Below are 21012 nucleotides of genomic sequence, written 5' to 3'. Positions count from 1 at the left end.
GTGCCCGTATGGGCGGCCCCGCTGCTGGGCGGGCAGGTGGTGGTGACGATGATGGGCGAGGAGCGCGGCTTGTCCGACGGCAAGGCCAAGCGGGAGCTCGGCCGGCAGTTGCGCTGCCCCTCGTGGCGGCAGGGTTTCAAGGAGGAGTTGGCATGAGCAGGGCCGAGGAGTTTCAGGGGCTGCGGCCGCTGCTGTTCTCGCTCGCCTACCGGATTCTGGGCAGCGTGAGCGAGGCCGAGGACGCGGTTCAGGAGACCTGGCTGCGCTTCGAGGCCACCCCGACCGAGCCCAGGTCGACCAAGGCGTTCCTGTCGGCCACGGTGACCCGGATCTCCATCGACGTGCTGCGCTCGGCCCGCGTCCGGCGGGAGGAGTACGTCGGGCCGTGGCTTCCCGAGCCGCTGCTCGCCGACCCGTACCAGGACCCGGAACGGTCGGCGGAGCTGGCCGACTCGTTGTCGATGGCGGCCTTGCTGCTGCTGGAGCGGCTGTCCCCGCTTGAGCGGGCGGTCTTCGTGCTGCGGGAGGTGTTCGACTTCGGCTTTCCCGAGGTCGCGTCGGCCGTGGGGCGCTCGGAGGCGGCGTGCCGCCAGCTGGCGGTACGGGCGCGGCGCCATATGGCCGCAGGCCGACCCCGCTTCGAGGCGGATCGCAAAGAGCGGGACGAGCTGGCATCGCGGTTCTTCGATGCCCTCCGCGAAGGCGACGTGGTCGGACTGCAGCACCTGCTGGCTGCCGACGTGTCGATGGTCGGCGACGGCGGCGGGAAGGCCCCGCAACTGGCCAAGGCCGTCGTCGGCGCCCAGAACGTGGCCCGGCTGCTCGCCTCCGCCTTCCCTCGGATGGCTCTGATCGGCGTGACGGGCGAGCCGCACGAGGTCAACGGCCAGCCGGGCGCGATCTTCCGCGACCGGGACGGCAAGGTGCTCCACACCCTGACGCTCGACGTACTCGACGGGCAGATCCAGACGATCCGCGCGGTGATCAACCCCGACAAGCTCGGGCACCTGGGCACGGTGGCGGACGCCTGGGCAGTCGACCGGGAAGTAAGACAGGCACGCCGGCCCACGGAGTAGCCGCGACTACCGACTGCTCGTCGAGTGGGTCGTGAATTGTCAGCCCGCTGTGGATTTCTTGGCTGTGGCGGTCTGAGTCTTGGCCGGCCGGTAGGAGTCGGTGCCGTTCGCGAGGGGCCTTCTTCCCGTGGTGCCGACATCACGGCAGGCGGCCGGGCGCCGCTTCCGCGGTCGTTCAGGTGAGGCCCGCGAGGAGGGCGCGGACGCCTTCGGTGAGTACGCGTTCGCCTTCCTCGCGCGAGTTCAGGAACCAGCCCGGTAGCGGGCTGCGGAGTGAGCAGGTCAGCTCGATGCTGACGATGCCGTGGATCGTGGTCCACACCAGGTACGCCGCACGTATCGGGTCGTTCGACTGGATGAGCCCGGCCTGGGCCGCGGCCGAGGTGGCTTGGGTGAGGAGGTCGAAGGTGAGGTTGAGGGCGTCGTTCCGGCGCTGGGGTGACGGGTCGAAGTCGGGAAGCGGGCGCTCGAACATCAGCGCATAGAGCGCGGGATCCGCCAGCGCGAACTCCCGGTAGCCGCGTGCCACCGCCATGATCCGGGCCAGCGGGTCGGCGTGGCCGTTCAGTGACGAGGTCATGGCGTCGTGGAGGAGGCTGAAGCCGTACTCGTAGATCGCTTCCAGGAGGCCGGAGCGGCTGCCGAAGCAGGTGTAGATGCCCATGGTGGAGGTGCCCGCGACGTCCGCGACACGGCGGAGGGTGAGGTGGAGGGCGCCCTGTTCGCGGAGAACGCGCATGGCCGCGTCGAGCAGGCCCTGGCGCAGCGCGCCGAGTTCTTTCGGGGTGCTTACGTCTCTCGGCACGCTCTCACCATATCCGGCGATAACGCGCATCATAACGAGCGTTATCGCTTGATATCACCGAGAGAAAGGGCTCCAGAGATGGGTGTCTACCGGGTCACGGCGGCGGCCGGGTTCGTGTGCGCCGTCCTGCTCGTGGTGAACTCGGCCCGGCGCGCCGGGCTGCTGCCTGAGACGGCGTTCACACACGCCATCGCGCCGTTCGGGGCGCTGACGGGTCTCCTCGCGATCACCGGCATCTACCTGATCGTTCGGGGTACGGCAGGCGGTCTCGGACTCATCGGGTACGTGCTCAACTCGGCCGGGCTGGCCGGGGCGTTCGCCATCGAGTACATCCTGCACTTCGTCTTCCCCTACCTCGGCGGGGGCACGGTCAGCGAACTGCTGGCGGGGAGCACGGGGCGGGCATTCCTCATCACGTCGGCCGTGCTGTTGGCGGGGGTGCTGACCTTCAGCGTGGCGGCGATCAGGAGCGGGGCCATGCCCGCGGTCGGGGTGGTGCTCTATGCGGTGGGGATGGTTCCGGGGTCGTTGCGGAGCGTGGTGCCGGTGCCGGTGTACTTGGCCGGGCTCGTGGTGGCGGCGATCGGGGTCGCCTGGATGGCAGCCCGGCTGTGGCGGGCGGAGGAGGAGTTCGTCGCGCATCCGTCACGGACGACGGGTGTACGGCCGACGGCCTGAGCGATCACCGGCGGCGGCTCCGGGGATGCGACACCCGAAGGCGATGGCGTCCGACGGGCCGCGCACTGCGGACGCGGCCTGCGGGGTCCGGGGTCCGGGGTTCCGGGGTGCGGGGTCCGGGGTTCCGGGGTGCGGGGTGCGGGCGGCGAGGTTCGGGGGCGTAGCTATACGCGGAGAGCCGGGCGCTTCGGGCGCCCGGCTCTCTGAAAAGGGATCTGCGGGGAGATCCTGCGCCGGCGGCAGGATCTCCCCGGTCAGATCTGGCGGCTCAGGGCTTCGCGGAGGCGGTCGTTCGCCCGCTGGACCTTGCGCCGCGCACGCTGCACACGGGTGACGCGCGCGATGAGGCGTTGCTCCTCCGCCTCGCGGTGGAGGGTTTGTATTCGGTCACTCACCAGGTCATGGATGAGATCCGGCACTGCTCGGCTCCTCGTGATCTGAGTGCTCATTGGTTTGTTCGCTTTCTGGTTGAAGGTGCGGTGTTCAGGCAGCGACCGGGTGCTTGCGGGGACGCCCGCGCGGACGCTTACGGGGAACGATCGCTCCCCTGAGGATGAGTTCGCCGCCCCAGACGCCCCACGGCTCCTCGCGCTCGAGCGCGCGGGCCAGGCAGGCCTTCTGGATCGGGCAGCCGCCGCAGAGAGCCTTGGCGAACTCGACGTCCTCCGGCGACTCGGCGAACCACAGGTCAGGGTCGGTACGGCAGGGGATCTTGGCTTCGTCGATCAGGTCCATGATCGTCTTCGCCCCCATCTGCTTTCTCCTTTTGTCAGATCTTTTTGATCTTGGTCGGACACCTCGTAGGTGGTCGGGAATCACGGACAAATAAGTAAGGCCGCGGATCCGTCTGCAGGATCCGCGGCCTGGGGGCTGTATACGCCGGTCAGGTTATGACCGGTGTATCCCTCCAGGGTTGCGGACCCCACAGTCCACCATTGGTGAGCTGGTAAGCCGGCAGTTCGATACGTGCGGTGTAGACAGGAGCAGCTGGCGTGGCAGCGCCGAAGTGGGCGCGCGCGCCGTAGGCGGCGGCCTGGCTACGGGCAGACTTCTCCTGCCGCAGCTTGGTGGGACCGTCAACGAGTCTCACCGAGTCACGGCATGCGGAAGCGAGCCACTGCGTAGCTGCCATCTGAATGCTGATCACGGTGACTCACCTCCACTCTCTGGATCGTCGGAACAGTAGTGTCCGACTCGCTTGACCATGACCCTAAACCGGGAACCCGGGAAGGGGCAACATATTTTCTACCTGCGATTTTGTTACATTGACCGCGCCTGGCGGCCTATTGCACGCGGCGTGTCGGCACTATTTCGTCAGGCGGATCATGGCCTCTTGGACGACCGAGACCACGAGCTCGCCCGAGGCAGTGAACATCTCGCCGCGTGCGAGTCCCCGAGCTCCCCCCGACCAGGGGGATTCCTGAGCATAGAGCAACCAGTCGTCGGCCCTGAAGGGGCGGTGGAACCACATGGCGTGGTCCAGCGAGGCGCCGGAGACGTTGGAGGCGCCCCAGGCCATGCCGTGGGCCAGCAGGATCGTGTCGACCAGCGTGAAGTCGGACGCGTACGCGGCCAGCACCACGTGCAGGAGCGGGTCGTCCGGCAGGTCGGCGTGGTAGCGGAACCACACGTTGGTCTCGGCGCTGCGCAGGTCGGGGTTCTTGAACGCCTCCCAGGTGAGCGGCGAGACGTACCTGGCGTCCACCGGGCGGGGGCGCGAGAACCACTCGCGGAGCTCGGGGTGGTCGCCGACCGCCTCGAACATCCGCTCCCGGAACGTGGGGAGCGTCTCGGGGTCGGGCACCTGCGGCATGACGGACGCCTGATGCGTCACGCCCTCCTCGGCGATGTGGAACGACGCCGACATCGTGAAGATCGCCTTGCCGTGCTGGACGGCGACGATCCTGCGGGTGGTGAACGAACGGCCGTCGCGGAGGCGGTCGACGTTGTAGATGATCGGGATGGAGGGGTCACCCGGGCGGATGAAGTAGGCGTGCAGAGAGTGGACGTGACGGTCCTTCGGCACCGTACGGCCGGCCGCCACGAGGGCCTGGGCCGCCACCTGACCACCGAAGACGCGCTGGATGCGTTCCTCCGGGCTCCGTCCCCGGAAGATGTCGAGCTCGATCTGCTCCAGGTCGAGCAGATCCAGCAGCTCCTTCAGCGCCTCGTTCACGTATCCGTCCCCCTTGGGATCTCGGGTGTTGGGGACAAGTCTGACGTGCCTCTTATATGGGACTAAAGCGGGGCTGTCAGTCGGCGCGACAGAGAGACAGGACGGCCTCGCCGTAGCGGTCCACCTTGATCTTGCCGATGCCCGCTATCGACAGCAGCTCCTGCTCCGTGGAAGGCGCGCGCTCCGCGATGGCCTGGAGGGTCACGTCCGTGAAGACGACGTACGGCGGGACCTTGGCCTCCTTGGCGGTGGCGGTGCGCCAGGCCTTCAGGCGTTCGAGGAGGGCCTCGTCGTAGTCCGCCGGGCACGTGGAGCAGCGCCCCAGCTTCTGCTCGGCGGCCGCCACCAGCGTCTTCGCGCACACCCGGCAGCTCACCGGCGCCGCCACCGCACGCCGTTCGCGAGGGGCGGTCGAGACGCGGGGCGGGGACGCGGAGGAGGCGCGGGAGCCGAGACCGTCGAGGAAACGGGAGGGACGGCGGGTCCTGCGGGCGCCGGGGGCGCGGGCGCCGGCCCAGGAGAGGGAGAGGTGCTCCCGGGCGCGGGTGACACCCACATAGAGGAGGCGGCGCTCCTCCTCGATCTGCTCCGGGGACTCGGCGTAGATGATCGGGAGCATGCCGTCGGTCAGGCCGACCAGGAAGACGGCGTCCCACTCCAGGCCCTTGGCGGCGTGGAGCGAGGCCAGGGTGACGCCCTCCACGGGCGGGGCGTGCTGCTCGGAGGCCCGGCGCTCCAGCTCGGCCACGAACGCGGGCAGGTCGGCGCCCTCGGCCGCCATGTCCTCCGCCAGGTCCGCCAGCGCCTTCAGGGACTCCCACTTCTCCCTGGCCTTGCCGCCGCCCGGCGGGGACGGGGTCAGGCCGATGCCGGTCAGGATGTGGTGGACCTCGGCGGCCAGCGGCTCCCCGGCATAGGCGCGGGCCGCGCCGCGCAGGAGGACGACCGCCTGCCGGACCTCCGGGCGGTCGAAGAAGCGCTCGGCGCCGCGCAGCACGTACGGGATCTCGGCCTTGGACAGGGCCTCCTCGTACGCCTCCGACTGCGAGTTGACGCGGAACAGGATCGCGATCTCCCGCGAGGGCACGCCCTTGTCCAGCAGCTTCCTGATCGCGCGGGCCGCCCCCGCTGCCTCGGCGGGCTCGTCGTCGTAGTCGGAGATGGACGGCTTGGGGCCGTCGGGGCGCTGGGCCACCAGGTCGAGCCGGTGCGGGGATCTGACGATCAGCCGGTTGGCCAGCTCGACCACCTGCGGGGTCGAGCGGTAGTCGCGCACCAGCTTGATGACGGCGGCGTCGGGGTGCTCGACCGCGAAGCCCGTCAGGTAGCGCGGGGTGGCGCCGGTGAAGGAGTAGATCGTCTGGTTGGGGTCGCCGACCACGCAGAGGTCGTCGCGGCCCCCGAGCCAGGTGTCGAGCAGGAGCTTCTGCAGCGGGTTGACGTCCTGGTACTCGTCCACCACGAAGTAGCGGTACTGCTGGCGGATCTGCCCCGCGACCTCCTTGTGCTCGGTCATCACGGCGGCGGTCAGCTCGAGGATGGTCTCGAAGTCGACCAGGTGGCGTTCGCGCCTGATCTGCTCGTACGCCTCATAAAGGCGAGCGACCTCCTCCGGCGGGACCGGGGGCGTGCGGTGGTATTTCGCCGCGGCCGTCACGTAGTCCTCCGGCCCGATCTGGGTGACCTTGGCCCACTCGAGCTCGGCCGCGATGTCCCGCAACTCGGACCGGTCCGGAGTTTTCCGGACCTGGCGGCAGGCCTCCGCCAGCACCGGGAGCTTGGACTCGATCACCGAGGGCGCCGCGCCGCCGATGACCCTCGGCCAGAAGTAGGTGAGCTGCCGCAGCGCCGCCGCGTGGAACGTGCGGGCCTGCACACCGGGCGCCCCGAGCGCGCGCAGCCGCTGGCGCAGCTCCCCCGCCGCCCGAGTGGTGAACGTCACAGCGAGCACGCTCTGCGCGTCTACCACCCCGCTGCGGACCGCGTGCGCGATGCGATGGGTGATCGCCCTGGTCTTGCCGGTGCCCGCGCCGGCCAGCACACACACCGGACCGCGCACCGCCTCGGCCACCGCGCGCTGCTCGGGGTCGAGACCGGACAGGACGTCATCCATATTGTTCACCCGTACATACTCGCAGGTGTAGCGGACAGCCTCTTTATTCTGGCAACATGCGGGCCGACGTATGTTCATAGCCACCAGATGCAAAGAACCGGTCTCTTCCCTCACAATGGGTCCGACCATCTGCATGGGGGAAAGGAAGGCCGTGCGAACTGCGGTTTTCGCGGGCGTGCTCGCGCTCGCTGCCGTCGTGCTCACACCCGTGGCCGCCAGCGCCAACAAGGAGCCGACGCCCGGCCCCACCGATGTCGTCGACCAGTACGGTCTCGGCGACTTCGCCTCCGAGACCGTCTCGTACGGCCCCCAGGCACGTCAAGCCATGGACGTCTGGTGGACGCCCGACGGCCAGCAGCGCCCCGGCGTCTTCCTGATCCACGGCGGCTGGTGGTCGGGCGGCGACAAGCGCTACATGAAGGAGATCGTCCGCCAGTACGCCGAGCTGGGCTACACGGTCTTCAACCTCAACTACCGGCTCTCCGGCGACGCGGTGTGGCCCGCGCAGCGCTCGGACGCGCTGGCCGCCATCGCGCTGGCCCGCAAGCACGCCGAGCGGTGGGCGTTCGACCCGAGCAACTACGTGGTGGTGGGCTTCTCCGCCGGCGGCCACATCGCGGCGGCCGTGGGCACGTACGGCGACGGCATCTCCGGCCTCAAGGGCGTCGTGGGCCTGTCGCCGATCATCTCGCCGCTGCGCGCCTACTCCGACGGCGAGAAGTCCGACGACCCCAACAAGCGCAAGCTCCGTACGGCCGCCATCCGCCTGGCCGGAGGCTGCGCGCCCAAGGGCAAGTGCTCGCGGGTCTGGGCCAGCATGGAGGTGGCCTGGCACGCCAGCCGCAAGGACGCGCCGATGCTGACCGTGCACTCCAAGGACGAGTTCGTGCCGCCGCTGCAGAGCCAGGTGCTCAAGACGATGCTGGGGCAGGTGGGCGTGCCCGTGACGGTGATCACCCAGCCGGGCATCAACCACAGCAACCCGCTCTATCGCGAGCCCGGAGTGGCCGAGCAGGTGCAGGCCTGGATCGCCGAGCGCATCGGCTGAGCGCCCGAGGCGGGACACCCCCGCCTCAGGAATGAACTTGCACAGTCCGGTTGTTGCAAGGAGCGCCTATTTTCCTGATCTCCGGAGGGATCTCCCGACATGGCGCTCACCGTCTACAGCACCACCTGGTGCGGCCCCTGCAAGCGGCTCAAGTCCCAGCTCACCCGCGAGGGCATCAGCTTCAAGGACATCGACATCGAGCGCGACCCGTCGGCGGCCGAGTTCGTGATGAGCGTCAACAACGGCAACCAGGTGGTGCCGACCGTGGTGATCGACACCCCCGACGGCCGCGTCGTGCGCACGAACCCTTCAGCTCTCGAGGTCAAGGCCCTGCTCGGGGCCGCCTGATCACCAGTCGCCGGTCAGCTCGCCGCCGTACCAGGTCTCGATCAGGCGGCGGGCGATCGACACCGGCGGGGGCAGGCGCAGCTCGCCGGACTCCAGCGCTCGCGCCAGCTCCTCGCGCGAGAACCAGCGGGCCTCGGCGATCTCCTCGGCGTCCGGCGTGAGCTCGGTCGAGATCGCCTCGGCGAAGAAGCCCAGCATGAGGCTGCGCGGGAACGGCCAGGGCTGGCTGCCGAGATAGCGCGGGCGGACGACGGTGACGCCGACCTCCTCCGCCACCTCACGGGCGACGGCGTGCTCCAGCGACTCCCCCGGCTCCACGAACCCCGCCAGGATCGACAGCCGCCCCTCCGGCCACTGCGGGCCGCGGGCGAGCAGGCAGCGGTCGTCCTCGTCGCGGACCAGCATGATCACCGCGGGGTCGACGCGGGGGAAGTGCTGGCTGCCGTCCTGCGGGCAGACGCGGATGTGCCCGCCGGCCCGCACGTCGGTGCGGGTGCCGCAGCGCGGACAGTATTCGTGGGTCGTGTGCCAGGCCTCCAGCGCCACCGCGTAGACCAGCAGGCCGGCGTCACGGTCGCCGAGCAGGCCCCCGACCTGGCGCAGCCCGGCCGCCACCGGCTCACCCTCGGGCGTGTCGCGCAGGCTCATGGGCACCGTCACGCGCCCGTTGACGTCGCGCCCGGGGCCGCTGGGCAGCGGCGCCGCCACCGCGAAGTAGGCGACACCGTCCTCGACCCCGAGCAGGTAGCGCTCGCCCGGCGGCGCGTCGGCCGGCGCGTAGAGCACCGCCTGCACCGCGTCTCCCGACCGCCGCACCAGCGTGTGACCGTCGTCGATCACCAGCACCCTGGTCGACGGATCGGTCCACGCCTGCTCCAGCCACTGCTCGTTGGCCCGCAGCGCCGAGGATCTGTCGATGGTGCCGCGTGCCAGAAGCAGGGGCCCGATGAGTTGCTCTTCCGCGGTCGTCTCCACAGGCCGTCCCCTCCCGAAATCCCCTGTCATCCTATGACCTCGCAGTTAGCCGGCGATTACGGTATCCGGGCCCCGGGGTGATCTCTCTCGGGCTAAGATCGACGAGTTAGGTTAGCCTTACCTGATCCTTCGGGGGTGCCTTCGCGTTGCGGCTCTACCTGACCGCGCTCAAAACAACCGATTCCGTGACGGACGGCTTCCTGCCCGCGGCCGAGGCGCTGGGGCTGGAGGTCACGGTCCTGACGGATCGGCCGGAGCTGCATCCGTACGCGGTGGCGTGCGACGTGCGCGACCCGCGGGCCCTCATCGACGCCGTCGAGAGCCTCGGCAGGCCGGACGCGATCTTCACCAACTCCGACCACCTGCAGGCGGAGACGGCGCTCGCGGCGGCCTACTTCGGGCTGCCCGGGAAGGACTGGCGGGCCTGCGTGGCCGCCAAGAACAAGTTCCTGACGCGTCGCAGGCTCCTCGAGGCCGGGGTCGAGCAGGTGTGGTCGATCCGGCTCGCCCCCGGCGATCCGGTGCCCGAGCGCCTCCCCTACCCGGTCGTGCTGAAACCGCGTGAGGGCGTGGCCAGCGAGGACGTCATGCTCGTCGAACGCGACCTGGCCGGCGCGGTGGCCCTGGTCAGGAAGCGGCGGCCGGGCGAGACGCTGGTCGTCGAGGAGTACCTGGAAGGGCCGCTGCGGACGCTGGAGACGCTGGGGGACGCGTCCGGGACGCGGGTGCTCGGCGGGTTCGAGACGACGCTGGGGGCGCTGCCGTACTTCATCGAGGAACGGCTCGACTGGGCGCCGCGGGACGGGACGCACGAGCACGTGCTGGCGGCGCTGCGGGCGCTGGGGGTCGGGTTCGGGGCGTGCCACACCGAGTACGTGGTCACTCCGCGAGGGCCCCGCATCGTCGAGGTGAACTACCGGGTGATCGGCGACCATTGCGACTTCCTGCTCGGTGATGTGCTCGGGGTGCCGCTGTTCGAGTGGATCCTGCGGGTGCATCTCGGGGAGGCTGTGCCCGACATTCCGGAAATTTCGTCGTACGGGAGTGCGGTCAGCCTCGTCGCCGACCGGGCCGGGACCGTCAAGGACGCCCCCGGTGCCGAGACCTTCGTCGAAGGGGACGTCCGGCTGTGGCACCGGCCGCTGCGGGCCGTCGGGGACGTCATCTCGCTCACGCACACGAACCGGGACTATCTGGGCGTCGTACGTGCCGTCGGGCCCTCCCGGGCCGCCGTGGACGCGGCCGTCGAGGCCTACCGGGCCGCGCGTCCGTGGGTGGTCGAATGAGCGATCGGGAGGCCTATCTGGCCGCCCGGGTCCTGAACGCGTTGCTGCGCGAGGACTACGGCGGGCTGTCCTCCCGGATCAGCCGGACCAAGGACGGCGCGGGGCTGCTTCTGGCGGACGGCCGGTGGGTGCGACTGGAGCCCGGCGCGCTGTTCCAGGACTTCGTGGTGACCTCGGAGGAGCGGCTCGGGCTGGAGCAGGTGCTGGAGACGCTGGTCGAGGTGGCGGACCCGGCGGACTCGGAGGGGGTCGCGGCCTTCTTCGAGGAGTGCCTGGCGGCCCTGACCGCTCTGGAGCTGCACGACTCGCATGCCGGGGAGGTGCTCGCGCGGGGGCCGTCCTATGAGGCGCTGGCCGCCTTCGTGGACCATCCCGTCTATCCGACGTCCCGGGCGCGGGTGGGGCTGTCGGAGGAGGAGCTGCTGGCGTACGCGCCGGAGTTCGCGCCCTCGTTCGAGCTGCGGTGGGCTGCCGTGCCCCGCCGGGCGCTCGCGCCGGGCTCCGCCGAGCGTTTCCCCGCCGACGCGGGCGGGTGGGAGGTGGGGCCGGACGAGGTGCTGTTCCCCGTCCACCCGCTGACGGCCGGCGAGGTGCGGAAGATCGACGGGGTACGGCTGCTCGACGAGGCGCGGTTGACCGTGCGGCCCACCCTGTCCATGCGGACCGTCGAGATCGACCCCCGTACCCATCTCAAGCTGCCCCTCCCCATCAGCACCCTGGGCGCCCGGAACAGACGGTCGATCAAGCCGGGCACGCTCGGCGACGGGGCGAAGGCCGAGCTGCTGCTCCGCGAGCTGGCCGGCCCGGACGTGGTGCTGGCCGACGAGCAGGTCCACGCGCACGCCGGGCACGAGTACCTGGCCTGGATGGTCAGGCGGCTGCCCGAGGGGAAGATCGTGCCGGTGGCCGCGCTGGGCGCGCCCGGGGTGCTCGACGAGGTGGGCGACGTCGTCCCCGCCTACCTGCGGCTGCTGCTGCGCTGGAACGTACGGCTCTTCGTGCGCTACGGCGTCGCCCTCGAAGCCCACCAGCAGAACCTCGCCCTCGTCTTCCAAGGCGACCGGACGCGGCTGCTCGTCAAGGACAACGACGGGCTGCTGGCCTCACCCGCGAGGCTGCGGGCGGCCGGGATCGAGGTGCCCGCGTTCGCCGACGAGCGGATGCTGAACGACGATCCGCACGCGCTGGCCGACGTGTTCGTGACCATCACGCTGCATCTGGCCGCCGCGGCCGTGGCGTTCGGGGCGATGCCGCACGCCGAGGCCGCGGCACTGCTGCGCGGCACGCTGGCCGAGGCCCTCCACGAGTACGGCGAGGACCCCATGGCCAGGATCCTGCGCGCCAGGACCCTGGACGCGGCCAGGCTCACCGGCAAGTCCATGATCACCGCTGGGACGCTCGTCGCGAAGGAACGCTCCGGCGCCCGCGACGTCAACAAGTTCTACGGCACCAGCGGGCCCAACTACCTGAGGAGAGCTTGAATGCACGCTCCGGCCCTCGACGCGCCCTCTGCGCCGGCTGAGGAAACAGCCGAGGAGGCGACGCTGGCGGCCCTGCTGCGCTGCTGCGTGCGGGAGGTGGCCGGGCCGCGCGGTCTGGTCTGGCCCGCGCCGCCGTACCTGCTGCTGCGGGTGGCGGGCACGCTGCTGCGGGTCCGCACCCACGGCGGCGCGGCGCTGCGCTTCGACGGCCGGCCTGAGCGCCTTGAGGAGGGCGCCTGGCAGCCGCTGACGACCGGCGAGCTGGTACGGATGGTCGAGTCCGACCTCCACGGGGCGAACGGCGAGTTCGCCGAGCAGGTGACGGCCAGCCGCGAGGCGGTGGCCATGATCCTGCGCGCGCGGGAGGACGCCGTCCCGCCCGCCGATCCGTGGCTGGCCTCGGAGCAGTCGCTGGTGTTCGGCCATCCCTTCCACCCCAGCCCCAAGGCGCGCGGCGGGGACGGCTGGTTGCGCTACGCGCCCGAGGCACACGCCGAGTTCCCCGTCCGGCTGCTCGGCGTGCGCGAGGACGTGCTGGCCGAGGGCGGCGACGCGTCGGTGCTCGACACGATGGGCGAGGCGCCGCGCGGCTACCGCCTGCTTCCGGCGCATCCGTGGCAGGTGGAGCTGCTGAGGCCCGCGTTCGGGGCCGAGCTGATCGACCTGGGGCAGGGGCCGGTGGTCCTGCCGACGTCGTCCGTACGGACCGTGTACGCGCCCGGCGCGGAGGCGTGCCTGAAGTTCTCCCTGGACGTGCGGATCACGAACTGCGTGCGCAAGAACGCCTGGTACGAGCTGGCCGGCGCCGTGGAGCTCACCTCCCGCCTGGGCCCGATCCTCAAGGAGGTCGCCAACAGGCACCCCGCCACCCGCTGGCTCCCCGAGCCCGGCTACCGCTCGGCGGCCCTCGGCACCCGGCTCCACGAGGGCCTGGGCGTGATCGTCCGGCAGAGCCCCTGGACCGCCTGCTCCCCCGGCGTGACCCCGGTGCTGGCCGCCGCGCTCGCCCTCGGCGCGCCGGTCAAGGACCCGCTCGCCTGGTGGCGGGCGTACGTGGCGGCGGTCGCGCTGCCCGTCCTGGAGCTGTATTTCGCGTACGGCGTCGTTCTGGAGCCCCACCTGCAGAACGTCCTGGTCGGCCTGGACGCGGACGGGCTCCCCGCGGAGGCCGTCTTCCGTGACCTGGAGGGCACCAAGCTCGTCGCCGGCCGCCACGACCTCGCCGGCCTGCACCCCGAGGTGGCCGCGGCCCTCACCTACGACGCCGAGCGCGGCTGGGCCCGCGTGGTGTACTGCCTGCTCGTCAACCACCTCACCGAGATCGCCGCCACTGTCGCGGGAGCGGACGACGGGCTGCTGCGCGAGCTGTGGCGGATCGCCCGCGACCTGCTCGCCGGCCAGGCGGACGAGCTCGGCCGGCCGCTGCCCCTGTCGAACCTGCTGGCCGGCGCGCCGCTGCCCGCCAAGGCGAACCTGGGCGTCCGCTGGGCGCGGGCGGCCGACCGCGCCGCCGGTTACGTCCCGATCGCGAACCCGCTCGCATGATCACCGACCGCGTCCAGGACGCCGCGCTGCGCCTCGGTGAGGCCCCCGCCTACCTGTACGACCTGCCCGCGCTGGACGAGCACGCCGCCTCCGTACGGCGGGCGCTCGGCGGGGTCGAGCTCTACTACGCCGTCAAGGCCAATCCGGACGCCGAGCTGCTGCGCGTGCTGGCCGGGCACGTGGACGGGTTCGAGGCGTCGTCGGCGGGCGAGCACGCGCACGTCACGACGCTGTTCCCGGGCAAGCCGGTCGCGCTCGGGGGTCCCGGCAAGACCGACGCCGAGCTGCGCCTGCCGCACCACCGCATCCACGTCGAGTCCCCGAACGAGCTGCGCCGCCTCCTCGCCACCGGCCTGGAGGCCGACGTGCTGCTCAGGCTCAACCCCGACCTGCCGGTCGAGGGCGCCGCGCTCACGATGAGCGGGCCGTTCGGCATGGACGAGCAGGGCGTGGCGGAGTGCCTGCCGCTGTTCACCGAGCGGGTACGCCTGCGCGGCCTGCACACCCACCTGGCCAGCGGCCTGGACGCCCCTCAGCTCCTGACCCTCGCCAAGGCCCTGCTGGACAACGAGCACGAGGAGGTCAACCTGGGCGGCGGCATGGCGGTGTCGTACGCGGCGCCGGAGTCCAGGTTCGACTGGGCGGCGTACGGGGCGGGCCTGGCGGCCGTCCGGGGCGGGAAACGCCTGCGGATCGAGCCCGGCCGGGCGCTGACGGCGTACTGCGGCTCCTACGTGACCAGGGTCGTGGACGTGAAGCGGGTGCGCGGCGAGTCGTACGCGATCCTGCTGGGCGGCACCCACCACTTGCGGACGCCGGCGACCAAGGGCCACGACCAGCCGTTCACGATCCTGCCCACGGGCAAGGGGCCGGGCCTGGCGGACGAGCCGATCACGTTCGTCGGCCAGCTATGCACCCCAAAGGACGTTTTTTCCCGAAAAATCGTGACCTCGGCTCGCGTCGGGGACACCGTGGTCTTCGAGATGGCCGGCGCCTACGCCTGGAACATCTCCCACCACGACTTCCTCATGCATCCGAAGCCGGCTTTCCACCATCTACGAGCCTGACCCCCTCGATGAGCGCGACCAGGCCGTCGGCGTCGAGCAGGTCGACCGGGCGCACGGTGCGGTTGGCGCGTACGAAGTGGAAGGCCGCCCGCACCTTCTCCAGCGGCACCCCCGCCAGGTGCGACCAGGCCAGCCGGTACGCCGCGAGCTGCACCGCCGCCACCCGGGTGGCCTTCTTCCCCCTGGGCGGCTCGCCGGTCTTCCAGTCGACGACCTCGTAGCCGCCGTCGGGCAGCTCGAAGACCGCGTCCATCCGCCCGCGCACGAGCCGGTCGGCGATCATGGTCTCGAACGGCACCTCCAGATCGACCGGCCGCCGATCGGCCCACTCGCTCTGCTCGAACCGCTCCTGCAGCTCGGCGAGGCGCACATCCGCCTCTTCGAGCTCCTCGTCGTACAGCTCCAGATCGTCGATCAGCCGCTGCTGGTCCCACCGCGTCTCCAGCCACTTGTGGAACGACGTGCCCCGGCGCGCCAGCGGCGCGGGCTTGACCGGGACGGGGCGGCGGATCCTGCGGGCCAGCTCGCGCGGGTCGCCGGCCAGCGTGACCAGCGACGACACGGTCAGCTTGACCGGCAGCTCGACGATCGTGGCGGGCCGGCGCCGGTGCAGCTCCCGCTCGCGCAGCAGCAGGTCGGTGTCGCGCTCCCAGGCCCGCAGCCGCTCCTCCTCGAACGCCCGCAGCTGCTCGTCGTCCTCCTCGTCGTCGGCGAGCGCCCCGGCCAGGGCGTCCTCGACCAGGCGAGCGCCGTCGAGCACGGACTCGTAGCGCAGGCCCTCGGGCGTGACCGGCCAGATCGCCTCGGCGGGCTCGGCGAGCAGCGGGTTGGTGGCGCCGTCGGCCAGGTCGCCGGCCCAGACCGAGACGCGGTCGGCGGTGTCGCGGATCTCCAGCAGGAAGTCGGACGGCTCCAGCGGCTTGGTGGCGCTCCCCCAGCGGTAGCCGGAGGCGATCAGGTGGTAATGGGCGCGGGTCACGGCCACGTACGCCAGCCTGCGCTCCTCCATCAGGTCGCGCTCGCGGCAGTGCTCGTCGAACGCGCCGAGCTCCTCCTTGCTCAGCCCGCTCAGCCTCGGCAGGTCGGCGGCGTCGCCGCGGAGCGGGTAGGGGAGCTTGCGCGGGTTTTCGGTCCAGCGGCTGTTCATGACCGGCGTGGCGGGGAAGATGCTGCCCGTCGCGATCGTCCCCTTCGAGCTGACGAGCTGCGACAGGCCCGGCACGACCACGATCGGCCACTCCAAACCCTTGGAGGCGTGCACGGTCATGAGCTTGACGCTGTTGCTGTCGCCGACCCGGCCCGCCTCCAGCCCGAACTCCTCGCTCTCCGCCGCCTGGAGGTAGGCCAGGAAGGCGCCCAGCGTCGGGTCTTCCGCGTCGCCCGCGAACCTGGACGCGGCGTCGAGGAACGCGTCGAGGTCGGCCCGCGCCGCGAACGTGCTCGTCGTGCCGCTGCGCGCGGCCACCTCGACATCGAGGCCGATCGTGCGCTCGACCTCGCTGATCAGATCGGGGAGCGGCTGCGCGGTGTGCGCCCTGAGCCGGCGCAGCTCCTGGGCGAGCGCCACCAGCCTGGTGCGGGCCAGCGGCGAGAACGCCTCCAGCCACTCCTCCCGGTCGGGCAGCTCGTCCAGCGCGTCCACCAGGCTGCCGCGCTCCTCGGCGAGGTCGGCCACCACCTGGTCGAGCGGATCCTCCTCCCGGCCGCTCTCGCTCAGCTCGCGGGCCAGCAGCCTGGCGTGCTCGCCCAGCACGCGCAGGTCGGCGGGCCCGATCCGCCAGCGTGGCCCGGCCAGCAACCTGGCCAGCGCGTCGCCGGCCGTCGCGTCGTACAGGACGCGCAGGGTGGCCACGATGTCGGTCACCTCGGGCACGGTCAGCAGGCCGCCGAGACCGACCACCTCGACCGGGATGTCGCGCTCCTCCAGCGCCCTGCGCAGCGCGGGGAACTGCGAGCGCTTGCGCGCCAGGATCGCGACGTCCTGGGGCTGCACGGCGAGCGTCTTCTTGCGCTCCTTCTCGCCCCAGGGCAGGCCGTCGGGCGCCGTCTCCGCGCCGAGGATCCTGGCGATGCCGTCGGCGACCCACTTCGCCTCGTCCTCGGCCGTCTCGTGGAAGGCGCAGGTGACCCGGCCGCGGTCGACCCGGTTGGGGCCGGGGACCAGGACCGGCACCTCGCGGGCCTCCATGCGCAGCGGGAGCTGGACGCGGGCGGCGACGTCGAGCACCCGGTCGCCGTTGCGGAAGCTGACGCTGAGCTGGCGGACCTCGGCGGGGTCGCCGGAGCTGTCGCGGAAGTCCTGGGGGAAGCGGCGGAGGTTGCCCGCGGAGGCGCCGCGCCAGCCGTAGATGGACTGGCAGGGGTCGCCCACGGCGGTGACCGGGTGGCCGCCGCCGTAAAGGGAGCGCAGCAGGACGAGCTGGGCGTGGCTGGTGTCCTGGTATTCGTCGAGCAGGACCACGGAGTAGCGGCCGCGCTCGATCTCGCCGACCTCCTTGTGGTTGGCGGCGATCCTGGCGGCCAGCGACATCTGGTCGCCGTAGTCGATGACCTCCCGGCCGCGCTTGAGCCGTTCGTACGCCTCCACCATCGGCAGCAGCTGCTCCCTGGCGGACTGGACGCCGAGCGGCTTGCGCTGGGCCACGGTCGTCCTGCCGGGCAGGAGGTCGAGCCTGCCCTGCAGCCACTCCCCCATCCGCCGCACGTCGCCGGCCGAGCGCAGGTGCTCCGACAGCTCGCCGGCCAGCTCCAGCACCGCGGCGGTGACCGACGGCGGGCCCAGCTCGATCCGGTCCATCGGCCCGTCGTACATCGCCACCACCCGCGACGCGAGCTGCCACGACACCGCGGGCGTGACCAGGCGCATGGTGGGCTCCAGCCCTTCGCGCAGGGCGTGGTCGGTGACCAGGCGGGCGGCGTAGGCGTGGTAGGTGGACACGGTCGGCTCGTTGTCGAGCGCGCCCGGCTCCACGAGGCCCGCCTCGGCCAGGCCGTTCAGCCGCTCCCTGACCCGGTTGGCCAGCTCGGCGGCGGCCTTGCGGGTGAAGGTCAGGCCCAGCACGTTTTCCGGTTTGACCAGGCCGTTGGCGACCAGCCAGACCACGCGACCGGCCATGGTCTCGCTCTTGCCCGAGCCCGCGCCGGCCATGACGACCATGGGCTCCAGCGGGGACTCGATGACCGTGGCCTGCTCACGGGTGGGGGGCAGGATGCCGAGCTTGCCGGCGAGTTCGGCGGGGGTCAGCACACCTGGCCCCCGTTGTCGTTGACCGGGCAGCTCGCCCTGGCCGCGCACGTGCGGCAGCCGTCGTTGACCTTGGCCTGGAAGAACGGGCCCGACATGCCGGTCGCCACCGTGTCGACCAGGTCCTTGGCCCAGCCCGGGTCCTTGTCGTCGGCCAGCGGGGGCTGCGCCTGCTCCAGCGCGTCGTTCTTGCCCGCCGCCTTGCCGACCTGGACGAGCGCGGCGCCGCCCGGCTCGGTCATGCCGTGGCGCGCGAAGGCCCCGAGCAGCGCGGCGAGCTGGTAGACGCCGAGCTGGGGGTGGCGGTCGAGGTCGCCGGCCTTGGGCTTGGAGCCGCCGGTCTTGAGGTCGATGATCACGGCGCGGTTGTCGGAGTCGCGCTCGACCCGGTCGACGCGGCCCTTGATCTGGACGCCCTCGGTGACCATCGCCGTGAACGCCTCCTCCAGGGCCACCAGCTCGCGCGGATTTTCCTTGTGCCAGCGCAGGAACTTGCCGATCATCTGCTCGGCGACCTGGCGCTGCTTGCGGTTGTACCAGACGCCACCGAAGTCGAGGTCGTTCCAGACCTGGTTGAGGCGGTCGCCCAGGAGGTCCTCGCTGGGCAGGTCGGTGGCCGCCAGGACGGCCAGTGCGTGGATGATGTTGCCCAGGCCCTGGGCGGTGCTGGTGCCCGCGGCGCCGACGGCCGTCTCCAGCAGCCAGCGCAGGCCGCACTTGGTGAAGCTCTCGACCGCCGAGGGCGAGATGCTGACGACGTCGTCGGGCCAGCTCAGCGGGCGGTCGTCGGAGATGGGCGTGAGGGCGTACCAGTCGTTGGGGTGGGCCCCCTGGACGCCCGCGGCGGCGAGGCGCGCGAGCTGCCTGGCCGCCTTCTGCCGCATCTTCCTGGGCTTGGTGGGGTCGGTCACCGCGCTGCGCAGGTCGGCCACCAGGGCGGACATGTTCAGCCAGCGGGCCCGGTCGTCCACCGTGGCCGACTCCACCGCTCCCGGCATCAGCTCCGACAGGAACCTGGACGGGCGCTCGTCGGTGTCCTCACCGCCCACCGCGGTCACCACCAGCCTGCGCCTGGCCCTGGTGGCGGCCACGTAGAACAGCCTGCGCTCCTCGGCCAGCAGCTTGGAGACCAGCGAGGCGGCGTTGGGCTTGGTGCCCTCGACCACCTCGACGAGGTCTTCCACGCCGAGCAGCGACCCGCGCAGCCGCAGGTCCGGCCAGACGCCCTCCTGCACGCCCGCGACGACCACGACGTCCCATTCGAGGCCCTTGGAGCGGTGGGCGGTCAGCACGCGTACGGCGTCGCCGTCGGGGGCCCGGTCGGCCAGCGTGTCGCCGGGGATCTCCTGGGCGGCCAGATCGTCGATGAACACCTCGGGGCCCGCCTTGGGCATCCGGTCCACGAACCGGGCCGCGTGGTCGAACAGGGCCACCACGGCGTCGAGGTCGCGGTCGGCCTGCGCGCCCCTGGGGCCGCCCTGCAGGCTCTGCTCGGTCCAGCGCCCGGCCAGGCCGCTGGCGTGCCACACGGCCCACAGGAGGTCCTCCGCCGTCCCCTCCTCCTGCGCGGCCTCGCGGGCGGCGGCAAGGAGCTTGGCCACGCGCTCGGCGGGGACGGCGACGTGATCTTCGACGCGGATGAGCTCCCTGACGTCCTGCACGGCCGCGACCAGCAGCTCGCCGGACGAGCGCGTGCCCTCCGCCTCGTTCTCGGCGATCTTGAGTGCGCGGCGGAGGCGGCGTACGCCGATCATGTCCGTGCCGCCGAGCGGCCCCGTCAGCAGCTCCTCGGCCACGCCCTCGTCGAGCTGGGCGGGGTCCATGGCCACGCGGAGCATGGTGAGCAGCGGCCGCACGCCGGGCTCCTGCGCGATCGGCACCTCGTCGCCCGCGATCATCGTCGGCACGCCCGCGTTGACCAGCGCCCGGCGCAGCAGCGGCACCTGGCGCTTGGCCGAGCGGACCAGCACCGCCATCCGGTGCCACGGCACCCCGTCGATCAGGTGCGCGCGCCGCAGGGTGTCGGCCACGATCGCCGCCTCCTGGCTGGTGCTGTCGGCCAGCAGCACCCGCGCGTCGCCGGCGTCCGCGTCGGGCAGCGGCGCCAGGTCGCGGTGGTCGTGCTCGTGCCCGTACGCGTGGTCGGGCATGGGCGCCACCGGAAGCCGGGCCGCAACTCGGCGGGAGGCCTCCAGCAGGTCGGCCCCGCTCCTGCGGCACACCCGCAGCGCCAGCACCGGCGCCTCGCGGCCGTCCCTGGTCTTGAACCGCTCGGGGAACTTCATGATGCCCTGCACGTCGGCGCCCCTGAAGCCGTAGATCGACTGGTCGGGGTCACCGACGGCGACCAGGTCGGCCCCGTCGCCGGCGAGCTGGGCCAGCAGGAACTCCTGTGCCGGGTCGGTGTCCTGGTATTCGTCCACGAACACCACGTCGTGCGCCGCCCGCTCCCGCTCGCGCACCTCCGGCCGGGCCAGTAACGCCGAGGCGGCCCCGATCAGCTCGGCGTAGTCGTAGGTCTCCTCCGGGTCGAGGTCGAACCTGTCCTGGTAGCGCTCGGCGAACCTGCCCGCCGCCGCCCAGTCGCCCCTGCCGTGCAGCCTGCCGAGGGCGATCAGCCGCTCGGGGTCGAGCCCGCGCTCGTTGGCCCTGGACAGGAAGTCGCGCAGCTCCTCGGCGAAACCCCGCGTCTTGAGCGGCTCGCGCAGCGACACCGGCCAGTCGAGCGCGCCGCTCTCCAGCTCGCCGTGGAGCAGCCGCCGGATCTCCAGGAGCTGCTCGGGGCCGGTCAGCAGGCGCGGCGGGGCCTTGCCCTCGAGCACGGCCTCGCGGCGCAGGAGCGCGTACGCGTAGGAGTGGAAGGTGAGGGCCAGCGGCGTGCGGGTGGTGCGGCGCAGGCGGGCGGTGACCCGCTGGCGCAGCTCCTCGGCGGCCTTGCGACTGAAGGTGAGGATGAGCACGCGCTCGGGGTCGACGCCGCGGCGCTCGATCCTGTCGACGATGCTCTCGACTATCGTGGTGGTCTTGCCGGTGCCCGGACCTGCGAGGACGAGCAGCGGGCCGCTCCGGTGGGCGACCACGGCACGCTGGTGCTCATCGAGCACAGGGGGCGCAACAGGTCCACTGTTGCCGCGTCGCACCAACCGCCAGGTCTGACCACTCACAGCACT

17 protein-coding genes are annotated in these 21012 nt (G+C 71.7%); 9 read left to right on the top strand and 8 right to left on the bottom strand.

Going from position 1 to position 21012, the window contains the following annotated elements; translation table 11 throughout:
• Positions 1–156, top strand: coding sequence for a hypothetical protein (locus ACWEPL_RS30445; RefSeq protein WP_363971050.1), 156 nt, complete (start codon positions 1–3; stop codon positions 154–156).
• Entirely contained in the window at positions 153–1076 is a 924-nt protein-coding gene (locus ACWEPL_RS30440) for an RNA polymerase sigma-70 factor (RefSeq protein WP_452438173.1), read from the top strand. The genes ACWEPL_RS30445 and ACWEPL_RS30440 overlap by 4 nt, the downstream gene beginning before the upstream one ends.
• Before the next feature lie 175 nt (positions 1077–1251).
• Here the strand turns inward: ACWEPL_RS30440 and ACWEPL_RS30435 are convergent, their stop codons facing one another.
• The gene (locus ACWEPL_RS30435) at positions 1252–1881 is read right to left on the bottom strand and encodes a TetR/AcrR family transcriptional regulator (RefSeq protein ID WP_363971046.1); all 630 of its coding nucleotides are present in this window, start codon (positions 1879–1881) and stop codon (positions 1252–1254) included.
• A gap of 78 nt (positions 1882–1959) precedes the next feature.
• On the opposite strand from ACWEPL_RS30435, the gene ACWEPL_RS30430 reads away from it, so the two are divergent.
• A complete protein-coding gene (locus ACWEPL_RS30430; protein ID WP_452438172.1) occupies positions 1960–2559 on the top strand; it encodes a hypothetical protein in 600 nt (199 codons plus the stop codon).
• 254 nt (positions 2560–2813) lie between these two features.
• Here the strand turns inward: ACWEPL_RS30430 and ACWEPL_RS30425 are convergent, their stop codons facing one another.
• From ACWEPL_RS30425 to ACWEPL_RS30410, 4 genes are all read right to left on the bottom strand, one after another.
• On the bottom strand, positions 2814–2978 hold the full coding sequence (locus ACWEPL_RS30425) for a hypothetical protein (RefSeq protein WP_363971042.1): 165 nt from the start codon (positions 2976–2978) through the stop codon (positions 2814–2816).
• A gap of 64 nt (positions 2979–3042) precedes the next feature.
• Positions 3043–3312 carry a WhiB family transcriptional regulator gene (locus ACWEPL_RS30420; protein ID WP_350725390.1) on the bottom strand — a complete coding sequence of 90 codons (270 nt, stop codon included), beginning with the start codon at positions 3310–3312 and terminating at the stop codon, positions 3043–3045.
• Positions 3313–3865: 553 nt separating this feature from the next.
• A complete protein-coding gene (gene tesB / locus ACWEPL_RS30415; protein WP_363971040.1) occupies positions 3866–4735 on the bottom strand; it encodes an acyl-CoA thioesterase II in 870 nt (289 codons plus the stop codon).
• 76 nt (positions 4736–4811) lie between these two features.
• Entirely contained in the window at positions 4812–6848 is a 2037-nt protein-coding gene (locus ACWEPL_RS30410; RefSeq protein ID WP_452438171.1) for an ATP-dependent DNA helicase UvrD2, read from the bottom strand.
• Between the two features lie 151 nt (positions 6849–6999).
• Between ACWEPL_RS30410 and ACWEPL_RS30405 the strand changes: the two genes are divergently transcribed.
• Positions 7000–7896 (top strand): alpha/beta hydrolase, encoded by an 897-nt coding sequence (locus tag ACWEPL_RS30405; RefSeq protein ID WP_350725394.1) that lies wholly within the window; start codon positions 7000–7002, stop codon positions 7894–7896.
• 99 nt (positions 7897–7995) lie between these two features.
• Positions 7996–8244, top strand: a complete 249-nt coding sequence (locus ACWEPL_RS30400; protein WP_185068413.1) for a mycoredoxin — start codon at positions 7996–7998, stop codon at positions 8242–8244.
• Here ACWEPL_RS30400 and nudC read toward each other — a convergent pair whose 3' ends face one another.
• Complete coding sequence (gene nudC, locus ACWEPL_RS30395; protein ID WP_452438170.1) at positions 8245–9219, bottom strand: NAD(+) diphosphatase; 975 nt, start codon at positions 9217–9219, stop codon at positions 8245–8247. It abuts the gene before it with no gap.
• Between the two features lie 146 nt (positions 9220–9365).
• On the opposite strand from nudC, the gene ACWEPL_RS30390 reads away from it, so the two are divergent.
• The 4 genes from ACWEPL_RS30390 to ACWEPL_RS30375 are packed head-to-tail and all read left to right on the top strand — an operon-like array spanning position 9366 to position 14598.
• A complete protein-coding gene (locus tag ACWEPL_RS30390) occupies positions 9366–10505 on the top strand; it encodes a siderophore biosynthesis protein (RefSeq protein WP_452438169.1) in 1140 nt (379 codons plus the stop codon).
• On the top strand, positions 10502–11986 hold the full coding sequence (locus tag ACWEPL_RS30385; RefSeq protein WP_452438168.1) for an IucA/IucC family protein: 1485 nt from the start codon (positions 10502–10504) through the stop codon (positions 11984–11986). The genes ACWEPL_RS30390 and ACWEPL_RS30385 overlap by 4 nt, the downstream gene beginning before the upstream one ends.
• Positions 11987–13531 carry an IucA/IucC family protein gene (locus ACWEPL_RS30380; RefSeq protein WP_452438167.1) on the top strand — a complete coding sequence of 515 codons (1545 nt, stop codon included), beginning with the start codon at positions 11987–11989 and terminating at the stop codon, positions 13529–13531.
• Positions 13528–14598, top strand: coding sequence for a type III PLP-dependent enzyme (locus ACWEPL_RS30375; RefSeq protein WP_452438166.1), 1071 nt, complete (start codon positions 13528–13530; stop codon positions 14596–14598). The genes ACWEPL_RS30380 and ACWEPL_RS30375 overlap by 4 nt, the downstream gene beginning before the upstream one ends.
• Here ACWEPL_RS30375 and ACWEPL_RS30370 read toward each other — a convergent pair.
• Complete coding sequence (locus ACWEPL_RS30370) at positions 14558–17845, bottom strand: ATP-dependent helicase (RefSeq protein ID WP_452438165.1); 3288 nt, start codon at positions 17843–17845, stop codon at positions 14558–14560. The genes ACWEPL_RS30375 and ACWEPL_RS30370 overlap by 41 nt on opposite strands.
• Entirely contained in the window at positions 17839–20946 is a 3108-nt protein-coding gene (locus tag ACWEPL_RS30365) for an ATP-dependent helicase (RefSeq protein ID WP_452438164.1), read from the bottom strand. The genes ACWEPL_RS30370 and ACWEPL_RS30365 overlap by 7 nt, the downstream gene beginning before the upstream one ends.
• Positions 20947–21012: the final 66 nt, after the last annotated feature.

It is taken from the genome of Nonomuraea sp. NPDC004186 (assembly GCF_053603495.1).
Note: the sequence above shows the minus strand (reverse complement) of the source record. Positions and strands in the feature narration are given on the sequence as shown.

Bases quoted from the DNA above. Each gene is read 5' to 3' on its own strand.
- ACWEPL_RS30420 (WP_350725390.1), bottom strand. From the start codon at position 3,312: ATGGGGGCGAAGACGATCATGGACCTGATCGACGAAGCCAAGATCCCC.
- ACWEPL_RS30430 (WP_452438172.1), top strand. From the start codon at position 1,960: ATGGGTGTCTACCGGGTCACGGCGGCGGCCGGGTTCGTGTGCGCCGTC.
- ACWEPL_RS30440 (WP_452438173.1), top strand. From the start codon at position 153: ATGAGCAGGGCCGAGGAGTTTCAGGGGCTGCGGCCGCTGCTGTTCTCG.
- ACWEPL_RS30380 (WP_452438167.1), top strand. From the start codon at position 11,987: ATGCACGCTCCGGCCCTCGACGCGCCCTCTGCGCCGGCTGAGGAAACA.
- ACWEPL_RS30385 (WP_452438168.1), top strand. From the start codon at position 10,502: ATGAGCGATCGGGAGGCCTATCTGGCCGCCCGGGTCCTGAACGCGTTG.
- ACWEPL_RS30400 (WP_185068413.1), top strand. From the start codon at position 7,996: ATGGCGCTCACCGTCTACAGCACCACCTGGTGCGGCCCCTGCAAGCGG.
- ACWEPL_RS30410 (WP_452438171.1), bottom strand. From the start codon at position 6,848: ATGGATGACGTCCTGTCCGGTCTCGACCCCGAGCAGCGCGCGGTGGCC.
- ACWEPL_RS30375 (WP_452438166.1), top strand. From the start codon at position 13,528: ATGATCACCGACCGCGTCCAGGACGCCGCGCTGCGCCTCGGTGAGGCC.